At 37.6% G+C, this 14,626-nt stretch carries 9 protein-coding genes; 8 read left to right on the plus strand and 1 reads right to left on the minus strand.

Annotated features, from left to right (window positions below):
* The first annotated feature begins 25 nt into the window (after positions 1–25).
* The 8 genes from trpA to C8P67_RS09350 all read left to right on the plus strand — a co-directional run bounded on the left by trpA (position 26) and on the right by C8P67_RS09350 (position 12,742).
* Positions 26–787 (plus strand): tryptophan synthase subunit alpha, encoded by a 762-nt coding sequence (gene trpA / locus C8P67_RS09315; RefSeq protein ID WP_115812621.1) that lies wholly within the window; start codon positions 26–28, stop codon positions 785–787.
* A 212-nt stretch (positions 788–999) separates the two neighbouring features.
* The gene (locus C8P67_RS09320) at positions 1,000–1,398 is read left to right on the plus strand and encodes an FKBP-type peptidyl-prolyl cis-trans isomerase (RefSeq protein ID WP_115812623.1); all 399 of its coding nucleotides are present in this window, start codon (positions 1,000–1,002) and stop codon (positions 1,396–1,398) included.
* A gap of 214 nt (positions 1,399–1,612) precedes the next feature.
* The gene (locus C8P67_RS09325; RefSeq protein ID WP_115812625.1) at positions 1,613–2,110 is read left to right on the plus strand and encodes a low affinity iron permease family protein; all 498 of its coding nucleotides are present in this window, start codon (positions 1,613–1,615) and stop codon (positions 2,108–2,110) included.
* A 786-nt stretch (positions 2,111–2,896) separates the two neighbouring features.
* Complete coding sequence (locus C8P67_RS09330; RefSeq protein WP_115812627.1) at positions 2,897–7,489, plus strand: molybdopterin cofactor-binding domain-containing protein; 4,593 nt, start codon at positions 2,897–2,899, stop codon at positions 7,487–7,489.
* A gap of 54 nt (positions 7,490–7,543) precedes the next feature.
* Entirely contained in the window at positions 7,544–8,974 is a 1,431-nt protein-coding gene (locus C8P67_RS09335) for a hypothetical protein (protein ID WP_115812629.1), read from the plus strand.
* Positions 8,975–9,079: 105 nt separating this feature from the next.
* Positions 9,080–10,129: a deoxyribonuclease II family protein gene (locus tag C8P67_RS09340; protein WP_115812631.1), complete on the plus strand. Its 1,050-nt coding sequence runs from the start codon at positions 9,080–9,082 to the stop codon at positions 10,127–10,129.
* 42 nt (positions 10,130–10,171) lie between these two features.
* Entirely contained in the window at positions 10,172–11,698 is a 1,527-nt protein-coding gene (locus tag C8P67_RS09345; RefSeq protein ID WP_115812633.1) for an alkaline phosphatase family protein, read from the plus strand.
* A 30-nt stretch (positions 11,699–11,728) separates the two neighbouring features.
* Entirely contained in the window at positions 11,729–12,742 is a 1,014-nt protein-coding gene (locus C8P67_RS09350) for an XdhC family protein (RefSeq protein WP_115812635.1), read from the plus strand.
* Between the two features lie 155 nt (positions 12,743–12,897).
* Here the strand turns inward: C8P67_RS09350 and C8P67_RS09355 are convergent, their stop codons facing one another.
* Positions 12,898–14,586, minus strand: a complete 1,689-nt coding sequence (locus tag C8P67_RS09355) for a TolB-like translocation protein (protein WP_115812637.1) — start codon at positions 14,584–14,586, stop codon at positions 12,898–12,900.
* Positions 14,587–14,626 lie beyond the last annotated feature (40 nt).

Genomic DNA, 14,626 nt, shown 5'->3' on the forward strand with positions numbered 1-14,626 from the left:
AATCCCAAGATAAAATACTTTAAAAATGAACAGAATTAGTCAAAAATTACAAGAAGATAAAAAGATACTTTCCATCTATTTTTCAGCTGGATATCCTAGCTTGAACGATACGGTACAGATCATTCAGGATTTAGAAAAAAGCGGTATCGACATGATAGAAATCGGGTTACCATTCAGTGACCCTTTGGCCGACGGTCCAACTATTCAGGCGAGTTCGACAACGGCTTTGCAAAATGGGATGACTACTCAAATTCTCTTTGATCAACTGAAAGACATCCGCAAAAGTGTAAATATTCCGCTGGTAATTATGGGATATTTTAACCCGATGCTGCAATACGGAGTAGAAGCTTTCTGCCAAAAATGTGCAGAAATTGGAATCGATGGCTTAATCATTCCTGATCTGCCCGTAGATGTATATGCTGACGAATACAAAGCAACTTTTGACAAATACGGATTAATCAATGTATTTTTAATCACGCCGCAAACATCAGAAGAACGTATTCGATTCATTGACAGTGTATCTGATGGCTTTATTTACATGGTAAGTTCAGCTAGTGTTACGGGTTCACAATCTGGTTTCGGAAACACACAGGAAGCATATTTCAAACGCATTGGTGAGATGAATTTAAAAAACCCGCAGATTGTTGGTTTTGGAATCAGTAATGCCGAGACTTTTAATCAGGCCACACAGTATGCTAAAGGCGCAATTATCGGAAGTGCTTTTATCACGCATTTGAAAGAAAACGGAAGTTCAAAAATTGGAGAGTTTGTGAAAACGATTCGATAAATCCAACTTACTATATAATTGTAAAACAGCGTTTAAACTTAATTTAAAAAAGTTTAAACGCTGTTTTGTTTTATAATATTTTCAATAGATCTACAGATATTTTTTTTTATATTTACTCTCATTGAAGTTGAATTATTATATGCCAAAAGCGGGTTAATCAAGCTAAGAAACTTAATAAAATTTGAGAAAGAAATTTTAAAAAAAATAAACAAATGAAATCAATCATACCAATATTTTTGTTCTTGATATTAATCAGCTGTTCAAAAAGTGTCATTACAACAAAATCAGGACTGCAATATCGTATTCTAGAAAAAGGAAGCGGAATTAAAGCAAAATCAGGTGATGAAGTATTTATATATGAAACCACGAGTTATAGAAACGGAACTGTATTATACTCAAATTATAATTCTACTTCGTCGGTTAAGGTTCTGATAGGCGGCAACCAAGCTACTGTAGCAATAGATGAAGGATTAAGAGGGATGCGTATGGGTGAGGTTCGAGAACTTGTTGCTCCGCCATACCTCGTGAAACGAAAAAGTTATCCTCCGAATGTTTCTCCAGACTCAACTCTCGTAATTAAAATAAAACTGGACAAAATTAAAAGGAAATAGAATTAAAACTTTCTGTGTCTTTTATCTCTAACTTACAATTTAATTTCCTTATTAAATATTTTTCGCTTAAAACGTCATTTTCAACAGTATATTATAGAAAAAAGACAATGCAAATTATATAAGCTTTTTTAAAATTTGTATAATAAACTATTTTAATTACGATGTTAACTTTCATTATTGAAATAAAATTTCAATAAATAAAAAGTTAATCAAAATGAAAAATAAAAAACAGACTCAAAGTAGTGCTTTTGAAAAATTTGCCTCAAAAGTTTCAAAAGCAGCCGGCAGTACACCAGCATTTATAACCGCTTTTTTAATTGTTCTAATTTGGGCAATCTCGGGACCTTTTTTTGATTATTCTGAAACCTGGCAGTTAGTAATTAATACCGGCACAACAATTATTACTTTTTTGATGGTTTTTTTAATTCAGAAAGCCCAAAACAAAGACTCCCTTGCAATACAATTGAAATTAAACGAACTGGTAGCATCCAATGAATATTCCAGCAATAGTCTCGTCGATATTGAAAGCATGACTGAAGAAGAAATGATTATTGTTCAAAAATATTACCATAGACTTAGTGAACTCGCCAAAAAAGACGAGAGCATAAGAACATCACATTCAATTGCCGAAGCACATCAGCAGCACGAAAAAAAAGATCAAAACAGAAACAAAATGCGTACTAAAAATAACAGTAAAAAGAAAGCTCAATAACAAATTGAAATACACTTCGTAACACAAATTGTTTTGTCTTCTTATACAAAAAATGAACCAATAAAGCAGTGAAACTAACAGAAAATGGTATAAAAATCATCAAAGAAGCAATCAAAACGGTTGGAACTTTTGATAAGACTTTTTTTGAAATTCTTGTTAACGAGACAGGATCTTTCAATCATCAACTATTAACTTTACTGAAGCAGAAAAAATAAAATCACATTACCTCTTACCCCGATTACTTCGCCAGTTCGCTTTGCTCTGATACAATGAAAAATCATTTTATAGAGACAATTTTAAACACGCATCTACAAAAAAAGTAACGAAGAGCGGTACGTTACTTAACTTACTGGTGGCATACGCAACCATTTTATTCCAAAAAAATAATAATTCAGTTCTAATTATACCGTACTCCTCGGGCTGTGATATAATCATTGATCCTAATTATAAATGGTATTTTATTTGCCCAATGAATCTTCCCATTGGTAAATCGTCAGTGCCAATTTCATAGATAAATAACTGACTGCAATAACAATATGAACTCCAATATTGTTCGCAATAAAAGATAAAATCTAAAATTCTGAATTTATCTTAAAAAAGCACCGATTCCACACTTATAACCTTAATTCCCCTCTTTATAACTTAATAATTAAGGTTAATACTATTTTTTTTAAAATCCATAAATCTTTTTATCACCTTTGATTAGCAATATAATATCAAATAAATTCATACAAGAATGCTATTTCTATTAGTTCCTAAAGCCAATAAAAACCTCAAATACTAATTATGAAAAATTCAGTTAATTTCTTTCTAAACGGTAAACCAGTCACTATAGAAAATCCTTCACCCGATTTACTTTTAATTGATTATCTGCGATCTCCTGAAGTGAGTCTTTCCGGTCCTAAAAAGCCATGCGGTCAGGGAGGTTGCGGCGGCTGCACTGTAATAGTATCTGAGTGGGATGATAAAGAAAAAACACCTAAACATTTGGCTATAAACTCCTGCCTTAGACCTGTATGCGCCATAGGCGGGCTTTCTGTTACTACAATTGAAGGCACTGGTGCCGCCCGTAAACCCGATCCAAAATTTCTATTACAAAAATCCAGTTCTACCCGTGCTAATGTTCCTATTGATGAAGACGATTCTCCAGTATTGGATGCAGCAATGAAAGAAGCAGGTGAAAAACTGATTGCTGTGCAGGAAAAAATCTCTCAGAGTCTTAACAATGGTATAAGTTCTGCAGAAATAAAAATTATAGACGAAGTTTCAGAATATCCTTCAGAACAGTCACATTTAGGTATGAATCCGGTGGCATACCAACTGGCTTTAAACAACGGAAGCCAATGCGGTTACTGCAGTGTGGGATTTGTAATGAATATGTCTGAATTCATACATAACAAACCTGAAGCAACTAAAAAAGAAATTGAAGAGGCTTTTGACGGTAATTTATGCCGCTGCACTGGTTACCGCTCCATTCTTACCGGTATGAAAACTTTTGCTTCGGATTGGAGTGCGGCTGACGAAAAAAACAGAATGCCTTGTAAACTTGATCCTGTTACTAAAGCCCAGCTTCCTGCCAATGTTGAGATTCCTTTTCCTAATGCTGCCCAGCAGCCAGCATCAGGAGTTTCTACAGACCGCTGGCTGACTCCAAAATCGCTGTTAGAACTTGCAGACATTTTGAAAAACAAAAAAAATGTGAGACTCGTACATGCAAACACTTCTTATGGGATTTATAAAAACGAGTATCTAGACACTACTTTATATGCTGATATTCGATTTATTCCAGAACTGAATACCAGCTATGAATTAACAGATAATTATCTCAAAATAGCGGCGAGCACTACTTACAGCGAACTGATTGAAATTCTGTCTAAAGGCATTGATAAACTAAAACAGATTAATAGAAAAACTGCTATATCTGATATTTCAATTTTAGAATCATTAGACTATATGGCGCGCCGTACTGCTGGGCGCATTGTTCGTAATGCAGCAACAATTGGCGGTAACACAATGCTAGTACTTAAGCATATTCCAATTCATACCGGAGAACCGTTTCCTTCGGATCTCTTTACTGCGCTATTTGCTGTAGAAACAAAAATCAGCTATTTAGCATTAGATAAAAATGGCAGTTTCAAAGAGCATACAAAAACAGCCGAAGCACTTGTTGAAGCTATTATAAAAGATCCAAAATTAGCCGATGAAATTGTGCTTACTTCCTACACAATTCCTTTGAAAGACACGAATGACGTTGTGCTTGCACAGAAAGTAGCCCTTCGTGAAGTGAATGCTCATAGTATTGTGAATTCAGCTATTAATTTCAGTATTAATGATGACTGCGTGGTAAAATCAGCTATTCTGGCATTTGGCGGAATTGCTCCTTATCCATGGAGAGCAACTGAAACCGAGAAAGCAATGAAGGATAAAAAACTGAGCTTAGCGGATGCAGAAAAGCTTTCAAAAATACTAGCGAAAGAAGTTATTTCAGAACTTGATGCTCAGAAAAAAAGAATGGAAGAAGTTCCAAACGAAGACTTTACTCTGGAATACCGCACACAATTAACTGTTTCTTTTTTCTACAAAGCCATTATAAACGCCTTGGTTGTAAAAGGAGTTTCTGTACCTGAAAACCTAATTTCAGCAGCAGAAGTCAAATGGGGCAACTGGCCAGTAAGCGAGGGAATCCAAACTTATAAAACACAGGATTATAAAGCTCCGGTAGCACAGCCTTATATCAAAGTTACAGCAATGTACCAGACATCTGGACAGACCAATTACACTCACGAATTGGCAGTACCGCCACTGACTTTAAATGGCGCATTTGTACAAAGCCAGAGCGCGCTGATGAATTACTCTTTTGTAAATCCAGACAATAAAAATACAATCACAATACCAGAATTGCGAGCTTTCCTAAAAGAAAAATTCCCATTCTTTACAGATATTATCACCGCTGAAAATATTAAAAACGGTGGCCGTAACTATCAGGGAATGGGAAGTGACCAGCCACTTTTTGCAGAACAATTAGTCAGCTATGTGGGGCAGTCTATTGCTATGATTCTTGCTCCAACTGAACAGGAAGCTATTAAGATTGCTGCTTTCGTATCTGCAGAATGTGTTCAATATTCTAAACCTGGAAGTCCTTGGACAGAACAATGGAGCGAACCTATTATAGATTTATTTGATGCTATAAAAAAAGGAAGTATCTTCCCTGATGCGCCAGTTTCTGCTTCTTTTGCTTCTCATATTTGGAAGATAACCCGTCCCGGAAGTCAATTTGACTGGGCCACAAATGATGATTCCATCGCACCTAAAGTTCTTTTGCGTGATCAAAAAATAAATACTCAGGAAGTCACTGTTGACAGCGTGCCTTGTACAGTAGTCAGTTCTTCACAGCTTTGTGGCGGGCAGGCGCATTTTTATATGGAACCGCAAGCCTGTATTGTAACTCCTATGGATGAGCACCGTATGAAAGTACAGCCATCCGTACAGAGTCCTGGAGGAATGCATGATACGGTTGCTTCCGCATTAGGAATGTATCATCATCAAATCGAAGTTGAAGTACCGCCTGTTGGTGGAGGTTTTGGAGGAAAAACGGAACAGACCCGTTTTATTGCCGGACCAACAGCAGTTGCAGCAAAAGCAACTAAAAGACCTGTTCGTCTTGCGGTTCCCCGTGATGAAGATACAGCAATGATAGGAAAACGTCATGCGTATTATGGTGAATACCAGATTGCTGTTGATGCTGGTCTGCATAACGAAAATAACAAAGGAATTATTCAAGGATTCCAATTAAAAATGTGGGGAGATGGCGGTGCTTTCTATGACTGCTCCTTTATCGTATCCAACTGTATTCAGCTTCGAACAGATAATGCTTATAAAATCAAAAATTTCGAAAGTCAGATTGATGTATGCCGAACCAATACAGCTCCTAGTACTGCAATGCGTGCTTTTGGTGATGTACAAGGCAAAAACATAGTCGAAAATGCCATCGATGACGCTGCTATATCATTAAACATGAGACCGGAAGATTTACGTGAAAAAAATCTATACGATCGTGGTGATGTTACTCCATTCGGGCAGGCGCTTACTTACTGCTACATGAAGCAAGTATGGGCATACGCTAAAAAGGTTTCCAATTTCGAAGCTAAATATCAGGAAGTTCAAAAATTCAACAAAGAAAATAAATGGCATAAAAGAGGTATTTCTATGATACCTGTAAAATATGGATCAGGATACAATTTACTTGCATTAGAACAATCTGCCGCTATCGTGGTTATAAATCCAAGTGACGGAACTGTTGTCATCCATCAGGGAGGTGTCGAAATCGGACAAGGCTTGGTTACTCAGGCACAGCAGGTCGCTGCTTATGTTCTGGGAATACCAATGGAAATGATATTCATTGATAATGTAAATACGAGCGTAACTCCAAACCCGACAAGTACAGGAGGTTCTACCGGAACACCTTATTCCTGTGAAGCTGTAAAACAAACCTGCGAAGAAATGCGCGCCCGACTTATGGAATTTGGTTATCAAATGCTAAAAGAAAACGGTGAAGACTGGTGCAAAAGCAAGAACATCGACTTTTGGAACTATGGTGCAGGAGAAAATAAAGGCTGGGCTAAAAAAATCAAAATCAGCGAAGGAAATGAATTAATGATTTGGCAGCACCTCATCAATTTAGCAGCTTCACAAAGAGTAAATCTTATTGCTTCTTTTAATACGAAAATAAAAGGCGGTGAAGTTCAAATACCAGCCATGACATTCAAAACCGAAGCCGATCAGCCTAATATTCCAGGTGTAGAACGTGTAAAAGATGCTAAGCTTGGCGGTGGCGTTGATTCATTTGTCGGCTTTACTTATTCGGCTGCATGTTCTGTTACCGAAGTTGATATTCTTACTGGAGAAGTCAAAATTATTAGTTCAGATATTATTTATGATATGGGATGGAGCATGAATCCTGCCATCGATATAGGACAAGTTGAAGGAGCTTTTGTTCAAGGCATCGGCTACCTGCTTACTGAAAAATTAGTATCAGAAACAGAAGGAGCTAATAAAGGAAGATTAAATTCAACCAACACCTGGCGTTACAAGATTCCAGCTGTTACTACCATTCCGTTAGAAATGAATACGTTTCTTTTCCCTAGAAATGAAGAATCTGTAGAAAGTATTCCTGACGATCCTAATCAAATCTTTTCGGCAAAAGAAGTTGGTGAACCTCCCCTAGTGCTTGCCAACAGCGTTTTCTTCGCCATAAAAGATGCGATACGTGCTTCAAGAAAAGATCGCAAACTATCCCCTCTTTTCAGATTAGATGCACCTGCAACTGTCCAGGAAGTACGCAGAGCTTGTGAAATCACCGAAAAAGATCTGGGCGAATAACAAAACAGTATATAAAACAAACATTCATAAATACATTAACCAAATTATCTACCAATGAAACAGCTAAAACCGCTTATTATTGCGAGTTCTATTCTTCTTGCTTCGTGCCACAAAAAAGAAGAAACTCCAGTTATTGAAAAAAACACTACTGTACTGACTGCATTAGAAAAACAAAATTATGAAGAAAACGGATTTCCTGATTTTGGTTATATGGTAACTCCTAAGGAATACAGGGAAAAATATGCTGACCAGCCTATATTTCGTCTAAAAACAGATTTCCCGACAGAAATGCCTGAGGAAATGCCTAAATTTCTTGATATCGATTTCAAAAAAGATCCTTTAAAATACATTGAAGCCGTTCGTGATTATGGTTTTGAAGGAAATACAGAAGACTGGAATCCTTACGAAAATAAAATTCGCGACTGGTATCACATTCCGTGGCTTCATCCAAGCGTTGAAGGCGAAGGGGCTTATCCTCCAAATGGAGGTACCGAAGGTTTTCATGGTCTTATTAAGGAAGCACCTCTGGGACCTCTTCAATTAGGACCTGGACTTAAAGGTATTGATGGTGACTATTCTGTATATGCGATTACATTAATTAATGATAAGGCAGCTTATGCAATGGGTAAAATGTGGAAAGATCCGCAGCATCCAAATCTTAAAGTATTGGATAAACGTTATGATAACGGCGGATTTCCAACAGGAACTGTTTTCGTAAAATTATTATTTACTGATGCGCCAAAAGGAACCGACTTCGTAGATTATCTTGTAAATCCATTGACATGGAAAGCATATATTACTGAAAACTTCTGGAAATCAAGCACAAGAGTCGTTTCTGATGTACATCTTTTGCAGATGGATATTTCCGTTCGTGACCCAAGAGCAGACAGAAGCGCAACTAATCCTGAAGGAACAGGCTGGGTATTTGGAACTTTCTGCTACAACGGAAAGCTGAATAAGAAAAATAAATTAATGAATCTTGTACCTGTTGGACTAACTTGGGGGAATGATCCTCAAAACAAAATCAACAAAACATCACCATATCCGCCAATTAAAACAGAGGTTAACAAAGACCTGAAAGAAACAGTTATTTTCGAAAGTCCAAACCTTCCGCCTCAGCACCTTGGATGGAACGGAAGACTAGACGGTCCTGCCGATTTAAATACGGTTTCCTGTATGTCATGTCATAATGCGGCGCAATACCCTGCGGTTACTTCACTTGTTCCGCCTAATGCAGCACCAGATGGCGGTCAGGCTCCTCCAGTAGGCGGCGGCGGACATGAGTGGATGAAATGGTTCCAAAATATCGACTGCGGTACTTCTATGAATCAAACAGTATATTCTACGGATTTCTCATTTCAGGTAGCTATTGCATTGGAAAACTTTTTCACTGCTAAAGAAGCGGCAGAGAAAGGAAGTTTTGCTTCCCAGTACAAAGCTGTTCAGGTTCCTATCCGACGCGGTGATATAGCTCCTAACAAATAATTTACAGCAGAAATTATTAATTCATAGTTAAAATACCGATTCAAGTCATCAAAAATTTGAATCGGTATACTACTTAGTACTATTAAAAACTTTAAAAAATATTAAATGGCTAATACAATTTCTGCATTAGATGAAAGCGGCTGCCCTGTTGACTGGTGGTTTGCTTATAAAGTTCCAAAACTTGGTAAAACCGCAGACGAACCTACCGCTACAGGTTATGAATATATTTATTATGACCCTAATATAAAAAAGGTTGTGCAATCCCCTAACCTGCTTACAGACGGAAAAGGAGCACTGGATCTTACACTAAAAGCAGTCTTCGATAACCCATCTCCGACTACCGGATGGATCCTTTACAATGACGAAATGCCTGCCGATGCCAATAGAACTGACAGCAGTACATTTGGACATACCAAAGGTGTTTTAGCTTTTGATACCGATACAAAAACAGCTTTATGGCTGCTTCATTCATGGCCAAAATATGCAGACGCCAAAGCCACATCAATGCCGACACCTGAATACGGACAGACTTTTCTCTGTATTTCTTTAGATATTGAAACAGCTGGCCAAATTGCTGCACAAATGGCAAACCATCAGGTACCACAGGTATATTTACCACAGCTGCCTGAATCATTAGATAAAAACGATCCGCTGTATATTCTCAGTCAGCCCTTAAACCCAAATCCTACTGGAGATTCGGATGTATTGGCGTATAAATCCCGAGGAGGATTTGATTTCAAGGTCATTGCAAAAAATCAAAAATGGAATAAAGATTTTTGGAACGATTTAGTTGGTCCAGCACTTGGAACAGACATTGATGTCGAAACCTGGATCAGAGGAAAAATCCCTCCAACATTAGACAGTGATGGTATTCACAAAACTTTCGATGTTAAATATATTGACCTGAGTCCGCTTGGAGTGCCATGGAACTGGCCGGAAACACACGATCATGCCAAATGGGCTGTTAGTGTGGACTCTGACTGGGTTTGTGTTGGTGATATCAATCGTATGGTATCTCAGGAAAAACGCGGAGGCGGTACTATTGCATTTCAGGACAATACGTTATGGGCAGCATTATCTAAAACAGATCTTATAGTAGCTCCTCCTGGACATTCAAGAGTCGATGCGCAAAACTTAATCAAAGCGACACAGTGAACCAGCCCTATTACCAAAACTAATGTAAATCAATTCAGTAAGATGAGCCAATATCTACAGCCAAACAAAGAGAAACTACAAAATACAATTAAGCACATTGTGGTACTTATGCTGGAAAACCGGTCTTTTGACAATCTATTAGGTTGGTTGTATAGTGACGAAAAACCACCTCATAACCAGCAGTTTGAAGGACTGACAAAAGACTTATGGAATCCGCTTAATAATATAGATTCTGATGGTATTCCTTTCATCGAAAAAGTAATGGTCGAAAAAAACGGTCAGCCTAAAAAACACAGAGGAGAACTTATTCCGAATCCTGCCGATTTTACGCTTCCAAATCCTGATCCGGGAGAAGGTTTCAAAGACACCAACCATCAATTGTTTTCAAAATACAATGTAGCCCAGCAATATGCACCGCCGGCGATTAATATGGGTTTTGTTCAAAATTATCAAAATGCCATGCTGTACGGTGCTTTCAGTTTTGGTGATGACCCGACTAATCCCCGCGATATAATGAAATGTTATACGCCCGAACAGACTCCGGTATTGAGCCAGCTGGCAAAAAGCTTTGCAGTCTGCGATCATTATCATTGTTCTGTTCCGAGCCAGACAATTCCTAACCGTGATTTTGTACATGCTGCAACTTCGACAGGACATGTCAATAACAATCCGACTGCTCAATGTGATGCAAAAACGATCTTTAACCAGATACAGGACGCGATAGATGGAGGCAGACAAGATCTTAGCTGGGGAATTTTCGGTAATAATGATTTCGCTAATTCCAAAGATAAGGACGGTGAATTTGGAGACAATCATTTTTCACTCACAAGGCTAATCATGACGCAATTGCACGATTCAAAATTCAACAACAATTTTGGAACATTATCTGATTTTGAAGCCAAATGTAAACAGGGTAATCTGCCAAGTTATTCTTTCTTAGAACCTAATTATGGCGGAGAAGAGCAAAACGATCAGCATCCGCCAACGGATATTCGGGCTGGCGAAAAACTTATCGCCGATCTATACAATATGATAAAATCGTCACCGGTTTTTGACAGTACCATGTTTATTATCACTTATGATGAGCATGGCGGTACTTATGATCACGTCCCTCCTCCTACAGGTGCGAAGAACCCTTATACGGATGAACGTGCGGGTCAGGATGGATTTCTTTTCAACCGTTTTGGGGTACGTGTGCCTTGTGTGGTCATTAATCCATACATCAAAAAAGGACTTATCGCAAGACCAGACGGTTATACGCCATTTGACCATTCGTCCATTATCAAAACTGTTCAAAATTGTTTTAACCTCGAGGGCTCTCTTACCGAAAGAGACAAAGCAGCACCTGATTTTTCGTCATTGCTGGAACTCGAATATGCCCGCAAAGATGATATTCCGACGGTAAAACCATTAGAATGGAATTTGAAAGCGGGTGAATTACATGTAAACGACCTGCATCACCTGATAGCAGATGTTCTGGAAGATATGACCGGCAATCCAAAACCTTCATCAAGCGAGATTTTGGAATACATTCAGTTAAACTATAAAAATCTTTTCGGGAATAATTAAGTATTCCAGAAAAGCTTAAATCATAGCATCATGACGCACGAATTTTTGAAAATAATAGAGTCTTGCAAAAGAGCCCGCCAAAAGAATATACGAACAGTTCTGGCTACGATTGTTCATACAGAAGGTTCTTCTTATCGAAAGGAAGGTACTCAAATGCTTATTGATGAATACGAAAATATAACCGGAGCATTAAGCGGAGGCTGTGTCGAACAGGAAGTGATACGGCAGTCCATTAGTGTGTTTGCTTCGGATTGTCCGAAAGTTTTCAAATACGACGGGCGTTTCCGGTTGGGCTGTGAAGGAAGCATTTATATTTTGATAGAAATGTTCCAGCTTGACGATGAACTCCTTCAGCAAATTGAACAGGCAATTGAACAAAGACAGCCGTTTTCATTGTCCAGCTCTTTTCTGGCTGAAGAAATAAACCAGCCCAATTTTGGAACTTCTTTTGAATTCAAAGACATTAAGATTTATCATTCCAATTACGACAAAGTCTCCAATAATCTAGTTTTCAAACAGCAAATTCAGCCACTAAACCGATTGTGTATTTTTGGAATCGAACATGATGCGGAAAAATTAAGCCAAATGGCATCGTTCTTAGGCTGGGAAGTTATCGTTATAGGCTCTGAATACAGTACTGTGAATGGCAGTGATTTTCCATTCGCAAAATCGGTCTTAACGATGAAACCGGAAGATCTGGATCCAAATCTATTCTGCAAAAACACTGCAGTTGTGGTGATGAGCCATAATTTTTCTAAAGACCTGCGTTTCCTGCTGACTATGATTACCTCAAAAGTAAAATACATTGGTCTTCTTGGCCCCGCACACCGCAGGGAAAAATTACTGAACGCTATTCTTGATACCGATCTATTTATTGATGATGAAGCTTTTGATAAAATTCATGGACCAGTTGGATTACCTATTGGAAGCCAGACTCCCGAAGAAATAGCGTTATCTATTATGGCGGAAATTACCAGCATCTGGCGTAGCACCAATCAGAAACAAACAGAATTTGCTTGTTTTTCAAGTGAAAAAGGTTTGTAATTAAAATTGTATCTATTTGAATTCAAATGATGTACTATCAAGTCCCACATAACTATTCCGTTTTAGGAATCACTTAATCCTTAGGATTTTATAAAATCAAACAAAACATTGACTATGAAAGTATTACGTAATAAAAACATATATAAATATTTTAATTACATCGGTATTAATAGAGTATCCAGTATTTTTCCTACTTCAACTTGCAGTACTTCATCTCTGCCTTGCCTTTTTCCTTCTGTAAAAACCGATCGGGTAAAATACAGCGTTTTATTGTCTAAAGAAAAACGAGGCTGGTATTCCATCGCATTAGTATTTATTTTTGGACCTAGATTGATAGGTTTTGACCAGCCTGCTTCTGTTTTTCGAGAGAGAAATAAATCATAAGCACCATAAACGCCTGTACGGTTAGAGAGGAAAACCAGCCATTTTCCATCACGGCTGACAGCCACATTACTTTCGGAAAAATTACTGGTGTTAAGCTCTGATACTGCTATTGGATTTTTCCATTGTCCATCTTTATACTCAGCATAGTACACATCACCATTACTGGAATAATAAAGGTGATTATCTGCTGTCAACTCAGGATAATACTGATCGATAGCAGTGTTTATGTTTTCAGGCAAAAGAACAGGTTTCTGCCAATTTCCCTGAACATCTTTTTTAGATATGTATAAGTCAGGATCTTTACCAGTTTCCGAAATGCGGAGCAGTGCAAATGTACCATCATGGCTGATTACAGGATTGGCAACATTGGATGTTATCTGCCAGATATTCATTTTTAAAGGATTGCTAAAACTGCCATCCGAACCAATATCTAAACGATAAGTTTCGCAGATACTTCTATCTGTACTGCTTCTGGTTGTATATGCATAACTGCCATCAGGCGAAAAAGTGATTCCATATACATCACCATCTGAAAATGCATTGTCAAAAACAACTTTTGGCTGAACTGATGCTAATGCTTTGAGAAATGGAAGATTTATTGTTGCAGAATAAATATTTTCTACCAAAATATCACCAGTTTTTTGTGAACGGGCAAATAGCAGCGTAGCATCATTGAAAATGAATGGACAAAAATCGTTCTGATCCGAATTGATTTCTGCTCCAAGATTCACAGGGACTGACCAGGTACCATTTTGGTTAAAACTGATGTAAAGATCGGCCTGTCCAAAACCCGATGTATTGCCATCTGACGAAAAAATCATATAACTCTCATCAGTCGCAATATAACTGTTCCCTTCATCGCTTTTTGAATTTATCGGATAACCCAGATTTTCAGGTTTCTGGTATTTTCCGTTTATCAGGCGGGAAACATAAATATCATTTCCTCCATATCCTTTTTTATTACTTCGCAAACCAAAATAAATATTTCCATTGGCAGCCATAGTTGCATAAGTTTCATTTTCGTCGCTGTTTATTGCAGTGAGGGGAAAAGGTTTTCCCCACCTTCCATTATTTCGTTTTACCATCCAAATGTCTAGATCCTTATCATCATTACCATTTTTATGGAAGCTTTTTCGGCTGTTATACAGAATACTGTTTCCATCGGAAGAAATAACTGGGTCAATTTCTCTAAATTTCTGATCAGAAAAAAAAGCAGCTTTTGGTGTCTGCCATTTTCCATTGATCATTTCACTCTGCATAATCTGGAGCTTTTTTCTTCCTCCGGAGGAATTTACAAAATAGACATGATTGCCATCTGGCGAAATGGTTAATCCAAAGACTTTATTATTAGAAATAATTTCGGGAGCAAATATTTTGACTTCTGAATTGACTTGAGCATTTACAGCACTATCAAAAAATATACAGCTGGTCAATAAAATCAGTTTTGTGATTTTTCTCATAAGGTTTTCTATTTAAATTCTTGAAAAAAGAATACTATTC

Origin of the sequence: Flavobacterium aquicola, from assembly GCF_003385115.1 — a bacterium.
Classification (GTDB): domain Bacteria; phylum Bacteroidota; class Bacteroidia; order Flavobacteriales; family Flavobacteriaceae; genus Flavobacterium; species Flavobacterium aquicola.